This is a genomic window from Simplicispira metamorpha, from assembly GCF_004341365.1.
Classification (GTDB): domain Bacteria; phylum Pseudomonadota; class Gammaproteobacteria; order Burkholderiales; family Burkholderiaceae_C; genus Simplicispira; species Simplicispira metamorpha.
The window spans coordinates 42,268-65,356 of the sequence record NZ_SLXH01000010.1; the positions used below are offsets into that span (position 1 = coordinate 42,268).

The following is a 23,089-nucleotide window of genomic DNA, read 5'->3' on the forward strand; positions in this document are numbered from 1 at the left end:
TACAGGAAACACCATGACCCATTTCACCCGCACCACCCGCCGCGCTGCCATTGGCGCCATCGCCCTGGCCGCTGCCACGCTGTCGCTGGGCGCTGCTGCGCAGGCCTACCCGACCAAGCCCATCACTATCGTCGTGCCGTTCTCGGCGGGCGGCACCACCGACATCCTGGCGCGCCTGGTGGGCCAGTACCTCACCACCGAGCTGGGCCAGCCCGTGGTGGTGGACAACAAGGCAGGCGCAGGCGGCAACATCGGTGGCGCCCTGGCAGCCAAGGCACCGGCAGATGGCTACACCCTGTTCATGGGCACGGTGGGCACGCACGCCATCAACGCCGCCCTGTACAAGAAGATGCCGTTTGACCACGTCAAAGACTTTGCCCCGCTCTCGCGCGTGGCCAACGTGCCCAACCTGCTGGTGGCCCACCCCTCGCAGCCGTTCAAGACCGTGCCCGAGATGATTGCCTACGCCAAGGCCAACCCCGGCAAGATCAACTTTGGCTCGCCCGGCAACGGCGCCTCGCCCCACCTGTCGGGCGAGCTGTTCAAGTCCATGGCCAAGGTCGAGCTGACGCACATCCCCTACAAGGGCAGCGCCCCCGCCGTCTCTGACCTGCTGGGCAACCAGATCGCCATCATGTTTGACAACATGCCCTCGGTGATTCCGCATGTGCGCTCGGGCAAGCTGCGCGCCATTGCCATCAGCACCGCCAAGCGCTCGCCCGAGCTGCCCGATGTGCCCACCATCGCTGAAGCGGGCGTGCCCGGCTACGAGGCCGTGTCGTGGTTTGGCCTGTTTGCCCCGGCGGCCACGCCCAAGCCGGTGCTGGACAAGCTCAGCACCGCGCTGTCCAAGGTGCTGGCCAACCCCGAAGTGCAAAAGAAGATCAGCGCCCAGGGCGGCGAAACCGTGAACGAAACACCGGCGCAGTTTGCCGCCTTCATCCGCAGCGAAACCACCAAGTGGGGCAAGGTGGTGAAAGAGTCCGGCGCCACGGTGGATTGATTTTTTCTGCTGCATAAACAATAGCTGCTTGCGCCCATCCACCGGGCGCTGGCGGCTTTTTTCTTATGTGATTGGCGCTGGCGCCTTGCCCGCCGCAGCGGGGCGCCGCAAGCCGCTTTAAGATTTCGCCCTTTGTTTGGGAGCCTGGTTGTCATGGACTTACACCTTTGGCTGGCGTATGTGGCCGCCGCTTTTTTGATTGCCGTCTCGCCCGGCTCGGGCGCGGTGCTGAGCATGAGCCACGGCCTGGCCTACGGTGTGCGCAAGGCCAGCGCCACCATCGGTGGGCTGCAACTGGGGCTGCTGCTGATTTTGCTGGTAGCGGGCGCGGGCGTGGGCTCGCTGCTGCTGGCCTCGGAGCTGGCATTCAACGTGGTCAAGGTGCTGGGCGCGCTCTACCTGATTTACCTGGGCTGGTGCCAGTGGCGCGCAGGCGGTGCATCGCCCCTGGCCGGTGCGCACGAGGTGCCCGCCGGTTCGTGGCGCAAGCGCTGCCTGACGGGCTTTTTGACCAACGCCACCAACCCCAAGGGCATCATTTTCATGGTCGCCGTACTGCCGCAGTTTTTGACCGATGCACGGCCCCTGTGGAGCCAGCTGCTGGTGATTGCCGTCACCACCCTGGCCGTGGACACGGTGGTCATGCACGGCTACGCCGCCAGCGCCAGCGCCATGCGCCGCCTGCTGCGCAGTGCGCGCGCCGTGCAGGCGCAAAACCGCGTGTTTGGCGGGCTGCTGATGGCGGTGGGGGCCGGGTTGTTCTTTGTCCAGCGCGGCGCGCGCCACGCCTGAAGGGTGTGTTTGCTATATGTTTGATAGCTGATGGCGCTTTCTGTATGCGACCTGTGGCCTGTTTTGACTGGTAAATGGCGTGCCCCTTGTCCCCGGCCTGACAAGGGCGGTGCCGGGCGCGCAGCTACATTGCGCAGATGAAAAATTTTCACTCCTACTCTGAACTCATGGCCTGCGTGGGCCAGGAAGTGGCCTTGACCGACTGGGCCACCATCACGCAGGAACAGGTCAACCTGTTTGCCCAGGCCACGGGCGACCACCAATGGATTCACGTCGATCCCGAGCGCGCCAAGGCCGGCCCGTTTGGCGCGCCGATTGCGCACGGCTTTCTCACGCTGTCGCTGTTGCCGCAGTTTTTTGCAGCGGCTTTTGCCATCGTGGGCGCGCGCATGGGCGTGAACTACGGGCTCAACCGGGTGCGCTTTACGTCGCCCGTGCCCGTGGGCAGCCGCTTGCGCGCGCGCCTGGTGCTGCAAGACGCCGAGGCTTTGTCGCCCGAGGGGCTGCAAATGACCTGGCTGGTCACGCTGGAGCGCGAGGGCAGCGACAAACCCGCGTGCGTGGCCGAATTCTTGACCCGCAACTACGGGGCCGCCCCCTGACGCCCGCCATGCCCGGCGCAGCCCTCCAGACCAGGAGCTAACGCATGGATCGCTTGCAAGCCATGCGCGCCTTTGCCCGCGTGGCCGACGAAGGCGGCTTTGCCGCTGCCGCGCGCGCCCTGGACTGGTCGCCGCCCGTGGTCACGCGCCTGGTGGCCGAGCTGGAGCGCCACTTGGGCACGCGCCTGTTGCAGCGCACCACGCGCAAGGTGGCGCTGACCGAGGCGGGCCAGGCCTACCTGCACCGCGTGCGCGCCATCCTCGAAGAAATTGACGACGCCGAAGCCGCCGCCACCGCCAGCACGCGCGATCTGCGCGGCACGCTGCACCTGATGGCGTCGCCCGTGCTGGCCACGCATTTTTTGGGGCCACTGATGGTGCCTTGGCGCGAGCGCCATCCCCGGCTGCTGCTGGATGTCAGTGTGGATGTCCGGGCCGCCGCGCGCGTGGAGGAGTTTGATGCCACGCTGATGGTGGTGCCCCAGGGCTACGACAGCAACATCGTGGCGCGGGCCTTGTTTCAGGGGCAGACCATCGTGGTGGCCTCGCCCGATTACCTGGCCCGCACCGGGGTGCCCCAGCAGCCCCAGGATTTGCTGCAACACCACCACTATCTGCGCCATTCCACCCCCGCCCTGCGCGGGCAGGCCGGGCGCAGGCTGCGTTTGCAGCCGGCCCAGGGCGATGGGCCCGCGCAGGAGCTGGACATTGCGGTGGCCTTGCAGTCCACCAGCGCCGATTTGCTGCTGCGCGCTGCCCTGGACGGCGTGGGCGTGGCGGTGATGGCGCGGTTGCTGGCCGCGCCCTACCTGGCCAGCGGTACGCTGGTGCAGGTGCTGCCCGACTGGATTTTTTCCAGCTACACGGTGTATGCCGCCGTGCCATCGCGGCGCATGGTGCCCGCGCGCACCCGGGTGTTTCTGGATTTCGTCAGCGAGTACGTGGCCCAGACGCTGGCCGACCCGCGCAGCTGTCAGTGGCCCTGAGGGGCCGGTGCGCCAGGCAGGGCAAAGCCGTTTTGCCGCCAGCCCTCGAACACGGCCACGGCCACGGCGTTGGACAGGTTCAGGCTGCGCTGGCCCGCCACCATGGGCAGGCGCAGGCGCTGCGTGGGGGCAAAGCTCTCGCGCAGCTCGGGCGGCAGGCCCCGGGTTTCGGAGCCAAACACCAGCCAGTCGCCGGGCTGGAACTGGTTGTCGTGCAGGGTGCGGGTGGCGTGCGTGGTCATGGCAAACATGCGCGCCGGATCGGGCTGGGCCAGGCGCAAAAAAGCCGTCCAGCCCGCGTGGCGTAGCACCTGGGCGTATTCGTGGTAGTCCAGCCCGGCGCGGCGCATCAGCCGGTCTTCCATCGAAAAACCCAGCGGCTCAATCAGGTGCAGCGTGCAGCCCGTGTTGGCCGCCAGGCGGATGACGTTGCCCGTGTTGGGCGGGATTTCGGGTTCGACCAGGACGATGTGAAACATGGCGCCTATTGTGGTGCGTGGTGTGCGCGTGCCCGCGCAACAGGGCGTAAAAAAACCGTTTGCGGTGGCGGTTCAGGGCGTGCGGGCCACGACCAGCGCGCTCACCTGGGCGGCACCGGCCCGGTGCAGCACGCCAGCGGCGGCGTGCAGCGTGGCGCCGGTGGTCATCACATCGTCGATCAGCACCACGCGCTGGCCACTGACCCGGTGGGCGCGCAGCGGCTCGATGGCGAAGGCGCCGTGCAGGTTCTCCAGCCGCTGGGCGCGCGCCAGGCTGCTTTGCGCGGGCGTGTCGTGCAGGCGCAGCAGCAGCGTGGCGTCGGTTTTGTCGGGCGCCAACTGGCGTGCCAGCAGCAGCGCCTGGTTGAAGCCGCGCTGGCGCAGGCGCTGGCGTGACAGCGGCAGGGGCAGCACCAGATCGGCACCGTCCAGCACTGGCTCGGCCCACGGGGTGCTGCGCAGCAGCAAGGCCAGGGTGCTGGCCCAGCCGGGGTCGCTGCGGAACTTGAAATCGCTCAGGGCGTCGGCCCAGGGGTAGGCGTAATCGACGGCGGCCACGCAGCGCGCCAGCGGCGGCGGCTGGTGCAGGCAGGCGCTGCATTGCTGCTGCCCGGCTTCGACGGCGATGGCGCAGGTGGGGCAGCGCGCACGCGGCTGGGCAAAGCGCGCCGCGCAGGCGCCGCACACGCGCTGCGCGGGCCAGCTCTGGCACACCGCGCACTGGCTGGGCAGGCGGGCCAGGGCGCGCTGCCAGGCCGCAGATATCCTTGATGCCATCGGGTTGCGCATGATGGTGTCCAATATACGGCCCCTGCTTTCATCGCCCTGACTTGCCCCATGCCGACCGACACCCCCCCCACCATCGACCCCGTTGCCGCCGCCCGTTGGCAACGCGCTGCGCCCGCGCATTCGCCCTGGCTGCACGAGGAAGTGGCCCGGCGCATGGAGTCGCGCTTGCAGTGGATGCGCCAGGCCCCCGCCACCTGGTGCCACTGGGACCCGGTGCGCGGTGGCCTGCAAGCCCATGCCCTGCTGCGCCAGCGCTACCCCGGTGCTGATTGCTACGTGACGGAAACGGCCCCCCCCCGCCAGGCCCACGCCGCCGCCGCACTGGCCCCGTCCTGGTGGAGCACCGCGCGCTGGACGGGCGGCGCCACCCGCCTGGCCCCGCCGCCGCCGGGCAGTGTGCAGATGCTGTGGGCCAACATGGCGCTGCACATGGCCGCCGACCCGCAGGCGCTGATGGCGCAGTGGCACCAGGCGCTGGCAGTGGACGGCCACGTCATGTTCTCCTGCCTGGGCCCCGACACCCTGCGCGAGCTGCGCGCGGTGTATGCCGCGCTGGGCTGGCCCGTGCCCTCGCACACCTTCACGGACATGCACGACTGGGGCGACATGCTGGTGCACGCCGGTTTTGCCGAGCCGGTGATGGACATGGAGCACATCACCCTCACCTTTGCCACGCCCGAGCGCCTGCTGCAAGAGCTGCGCGAGCTGGGCGCCAACCTGCACCCCCAGCGCTTTGCCGGTCTGCGCGGGCGGCGCTGGCATGGCCAGTTGTGTGATGCGCTCACGCAGCACCTGGCCAGCGCCGCGCACGGCGGCCAGCTGGCGCTGACCTTCGAGATCATTTACGGCCACGCCTTCAAGCCCACACCGCGCGTGGCCGTGAGCGGGCACAGCGCCGTCTCGCTGCAAGACATGCGCGCCATGCTGCGCAGCGCGCGCCCGCCGCAAGAACCCGTGTAGCCCGCCAGCAAGGACAAGATGTTGAAACGAAATACTCTCAAATTGATAGCTGTAAGCGCTCTGTCTGCGGGCGCTGTGGCCATTTTGGCTGCATGTTCGCCCGATGCGGCCAAGCTGCGCGGCGTGGACATCACCGGGGCCGACTACGCGCGCGACTTCCAACTGACCGACCACAACGGCCAGGTGCGCAGCCTGCAAGACTTTCGCGGCAAAGTGGTGGTGGTGTTTTTTGGTTTCACGCAGTGCCCCGACGTGTGCCCCACCTCCATGCAGGAGCTGGCCGAGGTCAAGCAGCAGCTGGGCGCAGACGCCGATCGGCTGCAAGGCATTTTCATCACCGTCGATCCCGAGCGCGACCAGTTGGGCATGCTCAAGGCCTACATGGGCAATTTCGACCCCACTTTCCTGGCCCTGCGCCCCACGCCCGAGCAACTGCCCGCCCTGGCCAAAGACTTCAAGATCTATTACAAGAAAGTGGAAGGCAAGACGCCCACCAGCTACAGCATGGACCACTCGGCGGGCAGCTACCTCTACGACCCGGCAGGCCGCTTGCGTGTGTACCACCGCTACGGCAGCGGTGTGGCCGCCCTCACGGACGACGTGCGCACGCTGTTGTTGCCTGCGCGCTGAAGTTTCAAGCCCCCGGCGGGCTGCAAACTGCCAAGTGCGTCACGTTGGGGGGCGATAGCGCGCCATGCTGGGGTTTCCCCATGGTGGGCTGTCACAGTGTTTTCGTAGAGTGTGTGCATCTCCGCCACTGGCCCTGTCAGTGGGCTGGCGGTCAGGCGCCGTGTTGGCGTCACAGCCCAAGGGGAGGAGCCGCACATGCATGCACTTGATATTCCCGCACTGCGCGATAACGCGCCCCGGCGCTGCCCTTTCAGCGCCACTGCCACGCAGGCCGACAGTCTGCGCGATGTTCCCCGTGGATGGCTGGAGCAGGTAGCCATGGCCGCTGCACCCGACGGCATCTTGCTGGTAGACCGGCAGGGCACCATCATGATGGCCAACCCGGCCATGGAGACTATCTCGGGTTATGCCGCCGCGCAGCTCATGGGCCAGCCCATCAGCATCTTGCTGGCACCGCACCTGGGTGCCAAACATGGCCAGCATGTGCGCCGCTATTTCCAAAACCCCACGCGCCGCCCCATGGGCATGGAGCGCGACCTGTGGCTGCACCGGCGCGATGGCGCCAAAGTGCCTGTCGATGTGGCACTGGGTTACTCCGAGGCGTATGGCGGCGCCAGCGTGGCGTTTGTGCGCGACATCTCTGAAGTGCGCCGCCTGGAGGCCCAGACCTGCTACCAGGCATCGCATGACAACCTCACCGGGCTGGTCAACCGCTGGCAGTTTGGCCAGCGGCTGGAGCAGGCCATCCACACCTGCACGCCCCAGGGGCGGCCATTTGCGCTGCTGCTGCTGGATCTGGACGACTTCAAGGCCATCAACGACGGCTATGGCCATGCCGCTGGCGACCAGGTGCTGGTGGAGGTGGCGCGGCGCCTGAAAAATGCCCTGCGCGCTGGCGACACGGTGGGGCGATTGGGGGGCGACGAGTTCACGGTGCTGCTGCCCGAGTTGAACCAGGTGCAAGAGGCCATGCTCGTTGCGGCCAAGCTTTTGCAGTTGTTGCAAGAGCCGTTCCGGGTGCAAGGCTTTGAGCTTCACTGCGGCGCCAGTGCGGGCATTGCCGTGTTTCCGCAAGATGCGCCAGACGCTGACACGCTCATGCGCTATGCCGACATGGCCATGTACTGTTCCAAGCGGCGTGGACGGGGCCATTTCTCTCTCTATGAGCCTGCCATGGGCGAGAAGATGGCAGAAAAAATCCTGCTGCACGACCACCTCAAGCTGGCGCTGGCCTATGGCGGACTGGCGCTGCATTACCAGCCGCAGGTGGATGTGCTGACCGGGCAGGTGGTGGGCGCCGAGGCGTTGCTGCGCTGGACAGACCCGGTGCTGGGCGAGGTGCCGCCCTCGCGCTTCATTCCGGTGGCCGAGGCCACCGGACTTATCCTGCCCTTGGGCGAGTGGGTGCTGAACGCAGTGTGCCGCCAAATCCGCGTCTGGCAACAGGCCGGTACGCCGCTGCGGGTGGCGGTTAACGTGTCGGTGCAGCAATTGCAGCAAAACGACTGGGTGGAGCAGTTGCAAGGGGCATTGCAGCGCCACGGAGTGCCCCCCGACCTGCTGGAACTGGAACTGACCGAGTCCGAGGCCATGGCCGACCCGGTGCTGGCGCGCCATTCGCTGGCACGCGTCAAGGCGCTGGGCATCAGCGTCACGCTGGACGACTTTGGCACCGGGCATTCCTCCCTGGCCTATCTGCAACAGTTGCCCATTGCGCGCATCAAGATCGCGCGGGACTTTGTCGAGCCCATGTTGCGCGGCGACAGCGAGTCTGCGCTGGTGCGGGCGGTGATCGAGTTGTCGCACACCCTGGGCCTGACCGTGGTGGCCGAGGGCGTAGAGGCGCCAGATCAGTTGCGCCAACTGCGCCGGTTTGGTTGCGATATTGTCCAGGGGTGGTTGTATTCGCGGGCCGTGCCCGCCCCCGAGATGGCACAGTTGATCGGTACCCCCGAGCCTTTTGCCGCGCTGTGCAGGGCCGCAGCACTGCCGTAGCCGTAGCCGTAGCCGTAGCCGTAGCCGTAGCCGTAGCCGTAGCCACTGTGCCGGCGGCTTGTCTGGCGCGGGCCGGTTCAGGCAGACCGCAGCCCCGGGCGCGCCGGTAGTGCGCTGCCGCTGCTTGCCAGCGCCAGCAGTGCATCGCGCTCAATTTCGCAATGCCAGCGGTCGCGCCGCACCAGACAGGCCTGCTGCTCCAGTTGCCGCAGGGTGCGGGCAATGGTTTCGCGCGTGGTGGCCAGCAGCGCGGCCAGTGCGCTTTGGCTGGGCAGGCGCACCAGGGTGCTGCGCTGCAAGGCGGCCAGTTGCAGCAGCGTACCTGCCACCTGACCGGCCACGGTGCGGATGCGCACAATGCGCGCCCAATCGGCCAGGTGCGCATTGGTTTGGGCGTAGCTGACGGCCAGCTCCCACAAAAAAGCCTGATCGACCAGGCCGCTGTGCAGCAGGGGCGCAATCGGCACCTCGCACACCCGCACGGGCGACAGTGCCAGACACGAGAACGTGGCCGGTTGCCCCAGCAGCACAGTGCTGCCCAGCGTTTGGCCGTGGCCGCACATGCCCACAGGGCGCTCCACGCCATCTTCGGCGCTGCGCAGCAGCATGGTGGTGCCCACTTTGACGATGCGAAAGAAAGACGCCGTTTCACCCTGGCGCAACAGCATGTCGCCCTTGGCAAAAGAGCGTTCAGTCGTCAAGTCCTGCCACGACTGCCGGGTGACCGTGTTCATCTTTCCCAGCAGGCAAAGGCTCTGGCAGGCGCACCGCGCGCAGCCGGTGTGCCGGGGGGCAGGGTCAGTGTTCATGGGCGGGGCGGGCCAAGAGGGGCGGGGCTGTAAAGCTTGCACCATAACCGGCTTGAGTGGGCGCAGCAAGGCGCGTTGGCCGCTGCGGCTGCCCAAGTAGCAGGCCGGTGGTGCTTATTCTGACTGGATGCCGCGCGCGGCAATCACGCCGCCCAGCAGGCGCGTGTCGGCCTGAATGCGCCGGGCCAGCCCCTCGGCGGTGGTGCCCGTGACCTGCCAGCCTTGCTGGAACAGTTTGTCGCGCACCTGCGGGCTGCGGGCAATCTGGCTGAACAAGACGGACAGCCGCGCCACCACCGATGGCGGCATGGAGCGTGGGGCGGCCACCGCGTTCCAGATTTCCAGGTGAAAGTCTGCAATACCCGCTTCGGCCAGGCTGGGGTAGTGCGGCACCAGCGCGCTGCGGCCTGCCGATGTCACGCCCAGCACGCGCAGTTTGCCCGCGCGCTCTTGCGCAGCCGCCATAGCCGGTGGCAGCAGCGCCAACTGAATCTGGCCGCCGAGGATGGCGTTGATGACCTGCGGGTTGCCCGGGTACGGCACATGCACCGGGTTGAGGCCCGCTTTGCCCTTGAGCAGCTCCATGCCGATGTGCGCCACCGTGCCCACGCCGGGGGTGCCGTAGCTCCAGTGGTCGCCTGCCTGGCGGGCTGCCGTGAAAAACTCCTGCGCGCTGGCCCCGGGGGCGTTGGCAGGCGCTGCCAGCGCCAGCGGGGCGGTGCCCACCAGGCTCACGGGCACCAGGTCTTGCAGCGGGTCGTAAATGGCCTTGGGATTGATCAGCTTGGCGATGGTCAGGTTGCCATTGATCATCAGGCCGATGGTGTGGTTGTCCGTGGCACGGGCTACCGCGCTGGCGCCAATATTGCCGCCCGCGCCCACCCGGTTTTCTACGATCACCGGCTGACCCAGGGCCTGCGCCAGCGGCTCGGCCAGGGTGCGCGCTGCCAGGTCGGGCGATGAGCCGCCCGGAAAACCGACGATGATTTTCACCGCCTGACTGGGCCAGCCTGGCGTGGTGCTGGCACCAGCCGCCATGGCAGTGGCTGCGGTGGGTTGGGCCAGGGCGCTGCCGCCAGCGGCAGCCAGGGCCAGTACCAGTGCGGCACGGCGCAGGGCGCAAACTTGCATGAAAAATTCTCCAAAAAGCGCCGCCAGGCCTTTTGCCACGGCGCAGGCACAAAAAAGCGCGCAACCCCGGTCAGGGGTGCGCGCTGTGCATTATCGCCAGCCGGTTCTGGGCGGTGCATACCGCCCAGCCGGTGCACTCAGGCGTATTCGGCCAGCGTCTTGCGCATTTTTTTCATGGCGGCCACTTCAATCTGGCGGATGCGCTCGGCGCTGACGCCATAGACGGCGGCCAGATCGTGCAGCGTCATGCCGCCCGAGCCATCGTCGCGCACCTTGAGCCAGCGCTCTTCCACGATGCGGCGGCTGCGCTCGTCCAAAGCAGCCAGGGCGCTGGCAATGCCGTCGGTGGCCAGCAGGTCGCGCTGGTGCGACTCGATCATGGCCGTGGGCTCGTGGGCGGCGTCGGCCAGGTAGGCAATGGGGCCAAAGGCCTGCTCGCCGTCGTCGGACGGGGCGGGGTCCAGCAGCACATCACCGCCGGACATGCGCGTTTCCATCTCCATGACTTCTTCGCGCTTGACCTTGAGCTGCGCGGCCACCAGGTCGATCTCGCTGTCGGACAGGGTGTTGCGGTGCGTGGTTTCAGCCTCGGTCTTGAAGCCCTGCTTCATCGAGCGCAGGTTGAAAAACAGCTTGCGCTGTGCCTTGGTGGTGGCCACCTTGACCATGCGCCAGTTTTTCAGGATGTATTCGTGGATCTCGGCCTTGATCCAGTGCATGGCGTAGCTCACCAAGCGCACGCCCTGGTCGGGGTCGAAGCGCTTGACGGCTTTCATCAAGCCGATGTTGCCTTCCTGGATCAGGTCGCCGTGGGGCAGGCCGTAGCCCAGGTATTGGCGCGAAATGGAGATGACCAGGCGCAGGTGCGACATCACCAGGCGCCCCGCGGCCTCTACGTCGTTGTGGTCACGCAGCTTGCGGGCGCAGTCTTGTTCTTCTTCGTGGGTGAGCAGCGGCAGGCGATTGGCTGCCGAAATATAGGCGTCCAGGTTGCCCAGCGACGGCACCACCGTCCACGGATTGGTGGGCGCCAGAGCGGTTGCTGCGAGTCCAGATGAAAGTGCCATTCCAGAAATCCTTTCGTCTAAGCCTTCATGTTAGCACTCGGTTGGAGGGACTGCTAAGCCCATAGTTCCCGTCAGGGTGTCAGACAATGCCGCCCCTTTTTTTGAAGCCAAATCGGCCTCTATAGCCCTCCAGTTGGGCGCTGGTAGCTATTAAATAAATAGCATCAAAGGTGTGAATCGACCCCGCCGGTGCGGGTTGTGCCACCCGGACGCAGGCGCCCGCAGCGCCCGCAGCGCCCGCAGGATCACACTGCCAGGTCGATTTGCTGCAAGACGCCCGCCTGCCCGTCCTCGCGCAGGTAGGCGCCAGTGGCGCGCAGTGCGCCCAGGCTGGCGTTGCCCTCGGTGCGCAGGGCAAAGGGCGTAGCGGCGTTGGCCAGGCCCAGCGCGCCCACGCCTTCGGCTTGCAGTGTTTGCAGGCTGCCGCCGCCGTCGGCGCTGGGGCGCCAGATGCGCAAGTCTTTGAAGGCCGCATCGCCCTCGTCGATCCAGCCGTTGCCGTCATCGTCCAGCGCGGCCAGTTCGGCAAAGCCGTTGTCGGTGCGCGGGCCAAACAGCTCCAGACCATCGTCGATGCGGCCATTCTGGTTGCGGTCCAGTGCCAGGTAGCCCCAGCCCTGGGCCAGCAGGGGCACGTTGTCGGCGCTGCCGTCGCCTTGCAGGTCAAACGCAAAGCGCTGGTTTTGCAGTGCCTGGGCCGGGCCATCAAAGCGCAGCACCAGCGGATCGACAGGCGCTGCCGCACTGCCCAGCGCGATGCGGGTGGAGCTTTCTTCGCGGTAGCTGCGCTGCAGTTGCAGGTCGAGTTCGAAGCGGATGGTCTGGCCGTCGGCGGTCTGCACCTGTCCTTGCATTTGAAAGCGCAGCTGCTCGGATTCCTGGCGCACGGTGGACGTCTCATGCACCAAGCCCCAGCCGGTGCCCGCTGCTGCGGCGTTGCCGGCTGGGGCCGCAGATACCCCGGCGGTGCTGCGCTGGCTGGCCATGGCCTGCAACTGCGCTTGCAGTTTGTCGGCATAGACCTCTACCGACGCGCCCATCATGCGTTCGATCAGGTCTTTGAGCATGGCCATTTGCGGCGTCAGGGTGGTGCCAATTTTTCCGGAGGCGCTGGCTTCGGTGCTGTCGGCCACGGCAGGTTCGGCCATGGCCGCACGCCCGGGTGCGCTGGAGGGGTTGGACTGGGCCAGCGCCGCAGGCGACAGGCTCAGTCGGGTGCCCGGGGTGGCCAGTGGGTTGGGCGCAGGGCTGGTGCGGGGCAGGGCCGCTGTGTTGGCGTTCGGTGTGCCCCGGCGTACCTCCAGCCGCTCGGTGTGCTGGCTGCTTTGCTGGGCCTGGTGCTGAACCTGGAACTGCTGGGTGGACTGGGCGATGCGCATGGTGAACCCCCGTGAAAGAACGTACCTGTTTATCGGCAGTCCGGGGGGGCTCCTTGAGCGGCCAGCACATGCCGCCGCCCAGTGGCCGGGGTGTCAGGCCAGCAGCGCCTGGGCAAACTCGCGGGCGTTGAAGGTTTCGAGGTCTTCGAGTTTTTCGCCCACGCCGATGAAATACACCGGAATGGGGCGCTCCTGCGCAATGGCGGCCAGCACGCCGCCCTTGGCCGTGCCGTCCAGTTTGGTCACGACCAGGCCGGTCAGGCCCAGCGCATCGTCAAAGGCGCGCACCTGGGCCAGCGCGTTCTGGCCGGTGTTGCCGTCAATCACCAGCAGCACCTCGTGCGGCGCTGTGCCATCGGCCTTGGTGACCACGCGCTTGATTTTTTGCAGCTCCTGCATCAGGTGCAGCTGCGTGGGCAGGCGCCCGGCGGTATCGACCAGCACCACGTCCTTGCCACGCGCGCGGCCTGCGGTCACGGCGTCAAAGCTGACGGCAGCGGGGTCACCGCCTTCCTGGCTGACGATATCGACCAGGTTGCGGTCAGCCCACACCCCGAGCTGCTCGCGCGCAGCGGCGCGGAAAGTGTCGGCGGCGGCCAGCAGCACGCTGGCGCCCTCGTGGGCCAGGTGCTTGGTGAGTTTGCCAATCGACGTGGTTTTGCCCGCACCGTTGACGCCCGCCACCATGATCACGGTGGGGGTGTGCTGGCCAATGACCAGGGATTTTTCCAGCGGCTGGAGCAAATCGGTCAGCGCGTCGGCCAGCAGGCCCTTGACGGCGGCGGGATCGGTGGTTTTAGTGTCTTTGACGCGGCGCTTGAGGTCGGTCAGCAGCCACTGTGTGGCCTTGACGCCGGTGTCGGCCATGAGCAACGCCTCTTCCAGCTCCTCATACAGCGCGTCGTCGATTTGCGTGCCGGTAAAGACGGTGGCAATGCTGGAGCCCGTTTTGCGCAGCCCGGCCTTGAGGCGGTCGAGCCAGCCTTTGCGCTCGGCCGCTGTCGCTGTGGCGGTGGGCGCGGTTGCCAGCGCTGTGGTCGGTGGGGTGGCAGGGTGCGCCAGTGCGGGCACTGCGGTGGCCGGTTCTGCCGATCCCACCGATGGCGCAGCCACAGGCACGGGCGCTGCCGCCGTCTTGGCCCCGAAAGGCTTGCGCAGCCAGTCCAGGGCACCGGCCACGGCGCCAGGTGCGGGCGCTGCGCTGGCAGGCGCTGGGGTGGGTGCCGCGGCTGCGGTGGTGGTTGCCGGGGGCGTGGGCGCTGCGGGCGTGGCCGTGGGCGCGGTCAGCGCATCCGGCACGGGCGGTGGAGGGGGTTTCTTTTTGAAAAAACTGAACATTGCAGGGGTTCTTAGAATCACTCCATTCTATGAAACGCGCTATCTCCCTCCTGGGCCTGCTGGCCTGCACCGTGGCCGGGGCGCAAGCTCCGGCGTCCTCAACCTCTGCCAGCGCAGCGCCGTCCGCCCCCACAGCGGCTGCGGCGGTGGACGCGGCCGCTGCTGCGCAGGCCAGCACGGCCTCTGGCGCGCAGCAGTTCCAGCTGGCCAACGGCATGCAACTGATCGTGCAGCCCGATCGGCGCGCGCCCACGGCGCTGCACATGGTCTGGGTGCGCGTGGGCGCGATGGACGAGGTCGATGGCACCTCGGGCGTGGCCCATGTGCTCGAACACATGATGTTCAAGGGCAGCACCAAGCTGGCGCCGGGCGAGTTCTCGCGCCGCGTGGCGGCCCTGGGCGGCTCGGAAAACGCTTTCACCAGCCTCGATTACACGGGCTACTACCAGCAGATTCCGTCCGACCGGCTGGAGCAGGTCATGCGCCTGGAGGCCGACCGCTTTGCTCACAATCGCTGGCCCGATGCCGAGTTCCGCAAAGAGATCGAGGTGGTCAAGGAAGAGCGCCGCATGCGCACCGAAGACCAGCCGCGCGCACTGCTCATCGAGCAGCTCAGCGCCGCCACCTTCACTGCCTCACCGTACCGCCGCCCGGTGGTCGGCTGGATGAGCGACCTGGACGCAATGACGCCCGCAGACGTGCGCCAGTTCCACCGCCAGTGGTATGTGCCCGCCAACGCCGCGGTGGTGGTGGTGGGCGATGTGGACGTGCGCAAGGTGCGCGCACTGGCCGAAAACACCTATGGCCGCATCCCTGCCCGCGCCGTGCCCGTGCGCAAGCCGCGTGCCGAGCCGCCCCAGATGGGCCTGCGCCGCATCACCGTCAAGGCGCCCGCCGAGCAGGCTTACGTGGCGCTGGCGTTTCGTGCGCCCACGCTGGCACGGGTAGAGGCCCTGACCGACGCCGACCGCGATGCGCTGGCGCTGGTGGTGCTCTCGGCCGTGCTCAGCGGCTACGACGGTGCCCGCCTGGAGCGCGCCCTGAGCCAGGGCCCCGAGCGCGTGGCCGATAACGTGGGCAGCGGTGCCTCGGTGGTGGGGCGCGGGCCGGGCATGTTCATGCTGACGGGGGTGCCCGCGCAGGGCAAAACCGCCCAGCAGGTGGAAGACGCCCTGCGCGCCGAAGTGGCTCGCGTGGCCCGCGAGGGCGTGGGCAGCGCCGAGCTGGAGCGCGTCAAAACCCAGTGGGTGGCCAGCACCGTGTACCAGCGCGACTCGCTGCACGGCCAGGCCAGTGATCTGGGCAGCAACTGGGTGCAGGGCCTGCCGCTGGACGCCGAAGACCGCCTGCTGACCCTGCTGCGCGCTATCACCCCCGAGCAGGTGCAGGCCGTGGCCCAGCGCTATTTCGGTGATGACCAACTCACTGTGGCCACCCTAGCGCCCCAGCCCCTGGACCCACAACGCAAGCGTCCGGCTGCCGCCGCAGGCGCCATGCGCCACTGAACACCCCACCGGACTGGTCTGATGATTACTATTAAAAGAGTAGCTGCTCGCGTTTTCCTGGTAAGCGCTGGAGTCGTTTTTTATGCCCAATCTGCTTGGGCTTTACTGCCCATACAACACTGGCGCGAGCCCAGTGGTGCGCAGGTTTGGCTGGTTGAGAGCCCGGCCATCCCCATGGTCGATGTGCAAATCGACTTTGACGCCGGCAGCCGCCGCGATCCCGCGCCCCAGGCGGGCCTGGCCAGCGCCGTGGCCGGCATGGCCAGCAAAGGTGTGCGCGCTGTGGGCGATGCGCCCGCGCTCGATGAGAACGCCCTGGGCGAAGCCTGGGCCGACCTGGGCGCCAGCCTGGAAGTCAGTGCCAGCAACGACGCGCTGGCGTTTTCGCTGCGCTCGCTCACGGTTCCCGATCTGCTGGACAAGGCCGCGCACCTGGCTGCACGCCAATTGGCCGAGCCCGCCTGGCCCGAAGATATCTGGCAGCGCGAACAAGCCCGCTGGAGCGCCGCCATCCGCGAATCGCGCACCCGACCGGCCACGGTGGCGGGCGAGGCGTTTGCCAGCGCCGTCTATGGCAGCCACCCCTATGGCCAGCATGTAACGGAAGAATCGCTGGCACGCATCCACGTGGCCGAGATGGCGCAATTCCACAGCCGCTACCTGCAAGCCTGCCGCGCCCGCGTGGCCATCGTCGGCGCCGTCAACCGTGAGCGCGCCCAAGCGCTGGTGGCCACGCTGCTGGCGCGCCTGCCTGCTGCCGATGCCGCCGCCTGCGCACCGCAGCCCGCCGTGCCCGAAGTGCAGCCGCTGGCCGCGCCCGTGCAGCAAAACATTGCCTTTGCCTCGGCCCAGGCGCATGTGCTCATGGGCCAGCCCGGCTTTGCCCGCAGCGACCCGGATTTTCTGGCACTGCTGGTGGGCAACCACATTTTGGGCGGGGGCGGTTTTGTCTCGCGCCTGACCGAAGAAGTGCGCGAAAAGCGCGGTCTGAGCTACAGCGTGTACAGCGGCTTCAACCCCGGCCTGCACGCGGGCGCCTTTGTCATCAGCCTGCAAACCCGGCCCGACCAGGCCGCGCAGGCGGTGCAGGTGGCGCGCGAGGTGCTCACCCGCTTTGTGGCCCAGGGCCCCACGCCCGCCGAGCTGCGCGCCGCCAAAGACAACCTCATCGGCGGCTTTGCCCTGCGCATCGACAGCAACCGCAAGCTGCTGGGCAACGTGGTCAACATTGCCACCAACGGCCTGCCGCTGGACTACCTGGAGCACTGGCGCCAGCGCGTGGAGGCCGTCACGGTGGCCGACATCCGCGCCGCCATGCAGCGCAAATTGCAGCCCGAGCGCATGGTGACCGTCACCGTGGGCGCCCAGCCATGAGCGCGCGCTTGAGCCCCGCGCAGGTGGCCGCCGCGCTGCGCCGCGCCAGCACGGCCAGCCCTGGCGCAGCGTCATCCGGGCAGACCTTGCCCGGTCAGCGCCCGCCACGCGCTGCGCAGGCCCTGGGCGCTGGCACCACCAACAGCGCACCCCAGCGCGGCGCCAAGGCCCCCGCTGCGCCAGCGGCCCCGGCAGGCTCGCCCGCGCTCCGCAGCGGCGCGGGCGAAATCCGCATCATCGGCGGGCAGTGGAAGCGCACGCGCCTGCCCGTGCCCCATTTGCCCGGCCTGCGCCCCACGCCCGACCGCGTGCGCGAGACCCTGTTCAACTGGCTGGGCCAGGACTTGTCGGGCTGGCGCTGTCTGGACGCTTTTTCCGGCACCGGTGCGCTGGGGCTGGAGGCGGCCTCGCGCGGTGCGGCCAGCGTGTGCATGGTCGAGCAAGACGCCGCCCTGGTCGCGCGCTTGCAGGGGCTGTGCCAGCGCTTGCAGGCCAGCGCCGTGCAAGTGCGCCGGGGCGATGGCGTGGCGCAGTTGCGCCAGTGCGCACCGGCCAGCCTGGACTTGGTGTTCATCGACCCGCCGTTTGATGGCGATTTGTTCCTGCCCGCATTGCAAGCGGCTGCGGCAGTGCTGGCGCCCCAGGGCCTCATCTACCTGGAGGCGCCCACCGCCTGGGCCGATGCCGAACTGGCGCCACTGGGTCTGGCACTGCAACGCCACCTGCGGGCGGGCGCAGTGCATGCCCACCTGCTGCGGCCCATTGCCAAGATCCATCAAATTTGATAGCTGCTAGCGCCCGCTGTATGGGCGTTAGAGCCTGTTTTGACCTGTATTTGGTGGGGTGTGCGTTGGCTTTTTGTGCAGGGGTGTACGCTGCATAATCGCCGCTTTCGCAGCAGCAGTGCAGCGGCACTGGCAGTGCAGCGTCCCTTACCGTGCCGTAGCAGACCGCCAGGTAGATGGCTGCTGTTTTCTTTGCCCTCTTTTTCAGGAAAAACCGCCATGGCCCTCGACGTGCATGCCATTTACCCCGGCACCTTTGATCCCATCACCCTGGGCCACGAAGACCTGCTGCGCCGCGCCGCGCAGCTGTTTGGCCGCGTGACGGTGGCCGTGGCCATGGCACACCACAAAAAAACCCTGTTCAGCCTGGAAGAGCGCATGGACATGGTGCGCCAAGCCCTTCAGGACTGTCCGCAAGTGCAGGTCGAGCCCTTTGAAGGCCTGGTGACCGAGTTTGCTGCTGCCCGGGGCGCCCAGGCCATGGTGCGTGGCCTGCGCTCGGGCACTGATTTTGACTACGAGGCCCAGCTGGCCGGCATGAACCGTGCCTTGCAGCCGCAGATCGACACCGTATTCCTCACCCCCGCCAGCCAGTACCAGCACATCAGCAGCACCCTGGTGCGCGAGATTGCCACGCTGGGCGGCGATGCGGCGCAGTTTGTCTCGCCCGCCGTGTGGGATCGGCTGGTACACAAGTTGCGCGCCAACGCGCGTTGAGTGGAGCGGCGGAGACGGGCGCCACTGCCTGCGCCTGCCGCCCACGCACAAAAAAGCCGCCGCCCGCAGCACTGCGCGGACGGCGGCTTTTTTGCGCGCTGGTGTTATGGGCGCACCACGATGCTGTTGCGCACCTCACGCACATGCTGGGTGTTGCGGGCAATCGATTCGGCTCGGTCTTTTTCTGCCTGCGACTTGGCAAAACCGGACAGTTGCACGGTGTTGTTGAGTGTTTCCACGCTGATGGCTGCGGCAGAGACGACGGGGTCTTCGGTCATCTTGGCCTTCACGGCGGCGGTGATGCCAGCGTCATCCACATAAGAGCCCACAGTTTGCTGGTGGCGGGCTACCGAGCAGCCCGTGGTGACGATGGTGATGCCTGCAAGAGCGGCAAAAGCGATGGCGCGTACATATTTCATGGTTTTTTCCTTGGTGGATGTTGGGGATGGGGCTGTCAGTATCAGGTATTGCTGCCCTGCCGACGCGACAGCAGCAACACTGCGGCCGTCAGCGCCGCGCCGGTGGCAGCGGCAATCGCCATGGATTTGCCAGGCTGGTTTTTCACGTACTCCGTGGTAGCGGCGGTGCAGTCGTCCATCTGCCTGCGCAGCACAGCATGCTTTTGCGCGCAGTAGCCAATGCTGCGCGAGGCCAAGGCCTGTGCCTTGGCGGCCAGGTCGCCGATGGCGGGCTCTGCGCTCTCGCGCAGTCCCTGCACGCTGTGCGCAGCCTTGTCCAAAGACTGGTCGGCGGCGCTGCGGGTGGCTTGGATGGCGCTTTGGGCGCCTTGCAGTGCGCTGTCCGTCAGGTGGCGCGCGGTATCGGCCAGATGCTGGACGGTATCGCTGGCTTGGGCGCTGGCGCGGGTATCAGTGGAGGGGGTGTTGGTGGGTGTGGTGTTCATGGCGAAAGTCCTGAATGAGAGTGGAGGCTGGTCGGGGTGCGTGACAGATCACCGTCGCTTGATCAGACCGATGACAAAACTCACCACGGCCATGATCACGAAGATGAAAAACAAGATCTTGGCGATATCCACAGCCCCGGCGGCAATGCCACCAAAACCGAAAATGGCTGCGATCAAGGCGATGACCAGAAAAACGACGGCGTAGTGCAACATGCCTGGCTCCTTGTGTGGTGGTGCGCTGTGCAATCGACTGTAGGTGGTGTTGCACCAGGCCGTTGTGGGTGTCAGACGTCCGAAGGCGTCAGCATCCGGGCCGCACGCATGTAGGACAGCGCTTGACTGCGGATGGCCCAGGGCCTGTTCAGACAGTCAGGTCGCTGGCGCGGCGGCGCGGGGTGTCGCCGCTCGAATCGGGTGTGGGCAGGATGGCAGACACCAGCGTGCCCTCACCCGGCGTGGAGCTGACCGTCAGGCGCCCGCCAGCGGCCTCTACGCGCTGGCGCATGCCTGCCAGGCCATGCGATGTGCGGCCAATGCCAGAGAGGTCAAAACCCTGGCCGTCGTCGCGGATCTGCACCGCCACATGCTGGGGGTGGTTGTGTACCGTGACCAGTACCTTGTGTGCGTGGGCGTATTTGCCGATGTTGGTGAGGGACTCCTGCACCATCCGGTACACCGTGAGCTGGGTGGCATCGCTCAGTTCTACGGTTTCCAGGTTGGTTTGCACTTCAAGGCCGGCCCGTTCCGCAAACTCGCGCGTCAGTATCTCCAGCGCCGCCGTGAGCCCGAGGTTGGACAGCGAAGACGGGCGCAGGTCTTCAATGATGCGCCGTTTGAGGGCGATGACGCCATTGAGCGTTTCGCTCAGATGGCGCAGGCGCTCCAGCACTTCGGGTGCCTGCGTATCCAGGCGGGATTTCAGGCGTGCCACGTCCAGTTTGGCCGCTGTCAGCAGAGCGCCGAGTTCGTCGTGCAGTTCACGGGCCAGATAGCCGCGTTCGTCTTCACGCACTTGCTGCAAATGGTTGGCCAGCGCCGACAGCGAGGCCGTGCGCTCGCGCACCAGGCCTTCCAGGCGCGCGCGTTCGTGTTCCAGCACCTCTTGCTCGCGCTCGGTGGCGCGTTGCAGGGCATTGGTCTGGCGCAGGTACATGTAAAAGGCCAGCAGCCCGATGGCCGTGACGGTGGCAATGCCCAGGCGCGAGAGGTGCAGCGAGCGCTGCACTTCGACCTGGCTGCTGACGACGCGCTGGGTATTGCGCTCCAGCAGGGCGCGCCCATAGCGGCGGATGGCGTCCATGTTTTCCTTGCCAACATCGCTGAACATGACGAACTTCCAGGCGTCTTCATTGCCTTGGCGGTACAGCTGCAGGCTCAGCTCCATTTCCGAGAGCTTGCGCGATATTTGCCGCGAGAGTTGTGCAAAGTCGGCCATGTCTTCGGGGGACTCGGCCAGCAGGGTGCGCAATTCATCCAGGTTGCTATTGACGGTGGATACCGCAACCTCGTAGGGTTGCAGGTAGCGTTCGTCCTCGGTCAGCAGGTAGCCACGGTGGCCGGTTTCTGCATCGAGCATGCTTTGCAGCAGCCGGTTGACGGAGGAGTGTGCGGCCTGGTTGTGCGCCATGGTTTGCAGCGCGCGGTGCGAGCGTTGGTAGCCCGATTCGTTGATGGCAATCAGGGCCAGCGCCGCCAGCACGGCCAGTGGCAGGCTGATGGCAATTTTGTGCAGTTGGGACCAGCGCATGGAACCCTCCGGGGCGGAAATGGTGAATTTCTGGATAATGCGGCCACGCCCGCCAGCGGTTGCCGCAGGCACCGCTTGTGCGGTTCAATGTATGGCCACATCGTGGTGTTGCGGGCAGACAGAGCTGCCGTTGCGGAAAGTAGGCTCAATGATCAATGTTGGAATTGTGGATGACCACGCCATCGTGCGTTCGGGGTTGCGCCAGTTTCTGTCGGAGCATGTGGATTTGCGCGTCTCCGGGGAGGCTGCCAATGGCCGTGAGGCCATTGACCTGGTGCGCAACCACCCTGTGGATGTGTTGGTGATGGATTTGTCCATGCCCGGGCAAAGCGGCCTGGACGCACTGGCCATGCTGCGCGCCAAAGCCCCCGAGATGGGCATCCTGATTCTGAGCGGCTACCCTGAGGAACACTACGCCATCAGCATGATTCGCCAGGGCGCCAGTGGCTACCTGAACAAGGAGTGCGAGCCCAAAGAGATTGTCGAGGCCATTCGCACCATTGCCCTGGGGCGGCGCTACCTGACGCCTGCGGTGGCCGAGCTGTTGGCCCAGCAACTCAACCGCAAGGACGATGCGCCCGCGCACGAGCAGCTGTCTGAGCGGGAGTTTCAGGTGTTTTTGAAGCTGGCGCGTGGCGAAACGGCGGGCGACATTGCCAAAGCGCTGTCGTTGAGTGTCAAAACGGTGAGCACCTACCGCACCCGTCTGATGGAAAAAATGGCGCTGTCTTCCAACAGCGACTTGACCTATTACGCCCTGAAAAACCGCTTGATTGATTGAGGCGGGCACCATCAGTCGATGGGTGAGGGGCGGGCTGCATCGCTCTGGGCAATGCAGTAGTCGATCAGGGCGTCAATCTCATTGGATTTGTCGAAGACAGCATCTACGCCCAACTGGGCGCAGCGTACGCGCACGTCAGGGGTGGCGTAGTTGCTGAGCACCACCATGCGCTGGTGGGGCAGGCGCTTGCGGCAGGCGGCCAGCACACCCAAGCCACTGCCTTGGCGCAAGAACAAATCCACAATGGCCAAGTCCCAGTGCGCAGGGTGCGCGGCCAGCCACGATTTTCCCTCGTCCTCCGTTGCTGCGGCACCCACAGACTCCACGGATGCCAACTCCTCCAGCGTGCCAATCAGGTTTTCGCGGATGGTGGCGTTGTCTTCAACGATGTAGGTCTTGAGTTTCACAATCGGATCCATTGCACGGTCGTCGGGCAGGTGCGTTAACCGTTGAACCACTGTAGGTCTGGCCGGTCGGCAATTCTGCCAGCGGCAGCACGCGCTGTACGTAGGCGTGTTCCTACGCTGTGGCGGTTGCGCCGCAGACGCTGCAATGCGGGTTGCGCGGCACCCGCAGGCTATTCCACTCCATGGTGCGGGCGTCCAGCATCAAGAGGCGTCCTGCCAGCGACGGTCCGGCACCGCTCAGCAGCTTGAGCGCCTCGGCGGCCTGCATGGCACCCATCACGCCCACCAACGGCGCAAACACGCCCATGGTGGCGCACTGCACTTCTTCAAACTGTGCCGCTGGGTCAAACAGGCAGGCGTAGCAGGGCGATGCGCTGCTGCGCGGATCGACCACGGTGATTTGCCCATCAAAGCGGATGGCTGCGCCTGCCACCAGCGGCACGCCCTGGCGCACGCAGGCTGCGTTGATGGCGTGGCGCGTGGCGTAGTTGTCAGAGCAGTCCAGCACCACGTTGGCGCTGGCCACCAGCTGCTCCAGCAGGGCCACATCGGCACGTGCCTGCACCGTGTGGATGGCCACCGTGGGGTTGATGGCCTGCACCGCCTGGGCAATGGAGGCCACCTTGGCCTGGCCCACGCGCGCCGTGGTGTGGGCAATCTGGCGCTGTAAATTGGTCAGATCGACTACATCGTCGTCCACCAGCGTGATGTGCCCCACCCCCGCCGAGCCCAGAAACAACGCAGCAGGCGAGCCCAGGCCACCGGCGCCAATCACCAGCGCATGGGCACCCAGGATGCGCTCCTGGCCCTCAATGCCGATTTCATCAAGAAGAATGTGGCGCGAGTAGCGCAGAAGCTGGTCGTCGTTCATGGAATGGGGAAAGTTGAAAGGGCCGGGCCCCTGGCGGA

At 66.6% G+C, this 23,089-nt stretch carries 25 protein-coding genes; 12 read left to right on the top strand and 13 right to left on the bottom strand.

Translation table 11 applies throughout. The annotated features are described in order from the left end of the window. Window positions 1-13: 13 nt before the first annotated feature. The 4 genes from EV674_RS07065 (at window position 14) to EV674_RS07080 (ending at window position 3,383) form a co-directional block, all read left to right on the top strand. A complete protein-coding gene (locus EV674_RS07065) occupies window positions 14-1,003 on the top strand; it encodes a tripartite tricarboxylate transporter substrate binding protein (RefSeq protein ID WP_119013838.1) in 990 nt (329 codons plus the stop codon). A 153-nt stretch (window positions 1,004-1,156) separates the two neighbouring features. Continuing rightward, window positions 1,157-1,795, top strand: coding sequence for a LysE family transporter (locus tag EV674_RS07070; protein WP_119013837.1), 639 nt, complete (start codon window positions 1,157-1,159; stop codon window positions 1,793-1,795). A gap of 137 nt (window positions 1,796-1,932) precedes the next feature. Then, the gene (locus EV674_RS07075) at window positions 1,933-2,397 is read left to right on the top strand and encodes a MaoC family dehydratase (protein WP_119013836.1); all 465 of its coding nucleotides are present in this window, start codon (window positions 1,933-1,935) and stop codon (window positions 2,395-2,397) included. Between the two features lie 44 nt (window positions 2,398-2,441). Beyond that, window positions 2,442-3,383: a LysR family transcriptional regulator gene (locus tag EV674_RS07080; protein ID WP_119013835.1), complete on the top strand. Its 942-nt coding sequence runs from the start codon at window positions 2,442-2,444 to the stop codon at window positions 3,381-3,383. On the opposite strand, the gene EV674_RS07085 is transcribed toward EV674_RS07080, so the two are convergent. Further along, a complete protein-coding gene (locus EV674_RS07085) occupies window positions 3,371-3,862 on the bottom strand; it encodes a tRNA (cytidine(34)-2'-O)-methyltransferase (RefSeq protein ID WP_119013834.1) in 492 nt (163 codons plus the stop codon). The two genes, EV674_RS07080 and EV674_RS07085, sit on opposite strands and share 13 nt — an antisense overlap. A gap of 72 nt (window positions 3,863-3,934) precedes the next feature. Next, a complete protein-coding gene (locus tag EV674_RS07090) occupies window positions 3,935-4,651 on the bottom strand; it encodes a ComF family protein (protein ID WP_119013876.1) in 717 nt (238 codons plus the stop codon). A 48-nt stretch (window positions 4,652-4,699) separates the two neighbouring features. On the opposite strand from EV674_RS07090, the gene EV674_RS07095 reads away from it, so the two are divergent. From EV674_RS07095 to EV674_RS07105, 3 genes are all read left to right on the top strand, one after another. Continuing rightward, the gene (locus EV674_RS07095; RefSeq protein ID WP_119013833.1) at window positions 4,700-5,611 is read left to right on the top strand and encodes a methyltransferase domain-containing protein; all 912 of its coding nucleotides are present in this window, start codon (window positions 4,700-4,702) and stop codon (window positions 5,609-5,611) included. A gap of 18 nt (window positions 5,612-5,629) precedes the next feature. Continuing rightward, window positions 5,630-6,241, top strand: coding sequence for an SCO family protein (locus EV674_RS07100; RefSeq protein WP_119013832.1), 612 nt, complete (start codon window positions 5,630-5,632; stop codon window positions 6,239-6,241). Window positions 6,242-6,436: 195 nt separating this feature from the next. Continuing rightward, entirely contained in the window at window positions 6,437-8,236 is a 1,800-nt protein-coding gene (locus tag EV674_RS07105; RefSeq protein WP_119013831.1) for a putative bifunctional diguanylate cyclase/phosphodiesterase, read from the top strand. A 77-nt stretch (window positions 8,237-8,313) separates the two neighbouring features. Here the strand turns inward: EV674_RS07105 and EV674_RS07110 are convergent, their stop codons facing one another. The 5 genes from EV674_RS07110 to ftsY form a co-directional block, all read right to left on the bottom strand. Beyond that, window positions 8,314-8,970, bottom strand: coding sequence for a Crp/Fnr family transcriptional regulator (locus EV674_RS07110; RefSeq protein ID WP_243647377.1), 657 nt, complete (start codon window positions 8,968-8,970; stop codon window positions 8,314-8,316). A 189-nt stretch (window positions 8,971-9,159) separates the two neighbouring features. Then, entirely contained in the window at window positions 9,160-10,176 is a 1,017-nt protein-coding gene (locus tag EV674_RS07115) for a Bug family tripartite tricarboxylate transporter substrate binding protein (RefSeq protein WP_119013875.1), read from the bottom strand. Between the two features lie 137 nt (window positions 10,177-10,313). Then, window positions 10,314-11,243: an RNA polymerase sigma factor RpoH gene (gene rpoH, locus EV674_RS07120; protein ID WP_119013829.1), complete on the bottom strand. Its 930-nt coding sequence runs from the start codon at window positions 11,241-11,243 to the stop codon at window positions 10,314-10,316. Window positions 11,244-11,488: 245 nt separating this feature from the next. Continuing rightward, window positions 11,489-12,622 (bottom strand): hypothetical protein, encoded by a 1,134-nt coding sequence (locus EV674_RS07125; protein ID WP_119013828.1) that lies wholly within the window; start codon window positions 12,620-12,622, stop codon window positions 11,489-11,491. Between the two features lie 93 nt (window positions 12,623-12,715). Next, window positions 12,716-13,960, bottom strand: coding sequence for a signal recognition particle-docking protein FtsY (gene ftsY, locus EV674_RS07130; RefSeq protein WP_119013827.1), 1,245 nt, complete (start codon window positions 13,958-13,960; stop codon window positions 12,716-12,718). A gap of 29 nt (window positions 13,961-13,989) precedes the next feature. On the opposite strand from ftsY, the gene EV674_RS07135 reads away from it, so the two are divergent. The 4 genes from EV674_RS07135 (at window position 13,990) to coaD (ending at window position 18,341) form a co-directional block, all read left to right on the top strand. Then, window positions 13,990-15,465 carry a M16 family metallopeptidase gene (locus EV674_RS07135; RefSeq protein ID WP_119013826.1) on the top strand — a complete coding sequence of 492 codons (1,476 nt, stop codon included), beginning with the start codon at window positions 13,990-13,992 and terminating at the stop codon, window positions 15,463-15,465. Between the two features lie 21 nt (window positions 15,466-15,486). After that, window positions 15,487-16,839 (top strand): M16 family metallopeptidase, encoded by a 1,353-nt coding sequence (locus EV674_RS07140; protein ID WP_119013825.1) that lies wholly within the window; start codon window positions 15,487-15,489, stop codon window positions 16,837-16,839. A gap of 122 nt (window positions 16,840-16,961) precedes the next feature. Further along, a complete protein-coding gene (gene rsmD, locus EV674_RS07145; RefSeq protein ID WP_374761689.1) occupies window positions 16,962-17,624 on the top strand; it encodes a 16S rRNA (guanine(966)-N(2))-methyltransferase RsmD in 663 nt (220 codons plus the stop codon). 219 nt (window positions 17,625-17,843) lie between these two features. Continuing rightward, the gene (gene coaD / locus EV674_RS07150) at window positions 17,844-18,341 is read left to right on the top strand and encodes a pantetheine-phosphate adenylyltransferase (protein WP_119013823.1); all 498 of its coding nucleotides are present in this window, start codon (window positions 17,844-17,846) and stop codon (window positions 18,339-18,341) included. 104 nt (window positions 18,342-18,445) lie between these two features. Here coaD and EV674_RS07155 read toward each other — a convergent pair whose 3' ends face one another. From EV674_RS07155 to EV674_RS07170, 4 genes are all read right to left on the bottom strand, one after another. Next, window positions 18,446-18,760, bottom strand: coding sequence for a BON domain-containing protein (locus tag EV674_RS07155; protein WP_119013822.1), 315 nt, complete (start codon window positions 18,758-18,760; stop codon window positions 18,446-18,448). A gap of 41 nt (window positions 18,761-18,801) precedes the next feature. Then, window positions 18,802-19,245, bottom strand: a complete 444-nt coding sequence (locus EV674_RS07160; protein ID WP_241524970.1) for a hypothetical protein — start codon at window positions 19,243-19,245, stop codon at window positions 18,802-18,804. 48 nt (window positions 19,246-19,293) lie between these two features. Further along, the gene (locus tag EV674_RS07165; RefSeq protein ID WP_119013821.1) at window positions 19,294-19,458 is read right to left on the bottom strand and encodes a DUF1328 domain-containing protein; all 165 of its coding nucleotides are present in this window, start codon (window positions 19,456-19,458) and stop codon (window positions 19,294-19,296) included. 148 nt (window positions 19,459-19,606) lie between these two features. Beyond that, window positions 19,607-20,992: a sensor histidine kinase gene (locus EV674_RS07170; protein WP_119013820.1), complete on the bottom strand. Its 1,386-nt coding sequence runs from the start codon at window positions 20,990-20,992 to the stop codon at window positions 19,607-19,609. A 148-nt stretch (window positions 20,993-21,140) separates the two neighbouring features. Between EV674_RS07170 and EV674_RS07175 the strand changes: the two genes are divergently transcribed. Continuing rightward, a complete protein-coding gene (locus tag EV674_RS07175; RefSeq protein ID WP_119013819.1) occupies window positions 21,141-21,773 on the top strand; it encodes a response regulator in 633 nt (210 codons plus the stop codon). Window positions 21,774-21,784: 11 nt separating this feature from the next. Here EV674_RS07175 and EV674_RS07180 read toward each other — a convergent pair whose 3' ends face one another. Both EV674_RS07180 and EV674_RS07185 read right to left on the bottom strand, forming a co-directional pair. Then, complete coding sequence (locus EV674_RS07180; RefSeq protein ID WP_119013873.1) at window positions 21,785-22,180, bottom strand: response regulator; 396 nt, start codon at window positions 22,178-22,180, stop codon at window positions 21,785-21,787. 112 nt (window positions 22,181-22,292) lie between these two features. Next, window positions 22,293-23,051, bottom strand: coding sequence for a HesA/MoeB/ThiF family protein (locus EV674_RS07185; RefSeq protein WP_119013818.1), 759 nt, complete (start codon window positions 23,049-23,051; stop codon window positions 22,293-22,295). Window positions 23,052-23,089: the final 38 nt, after the last annotated feature.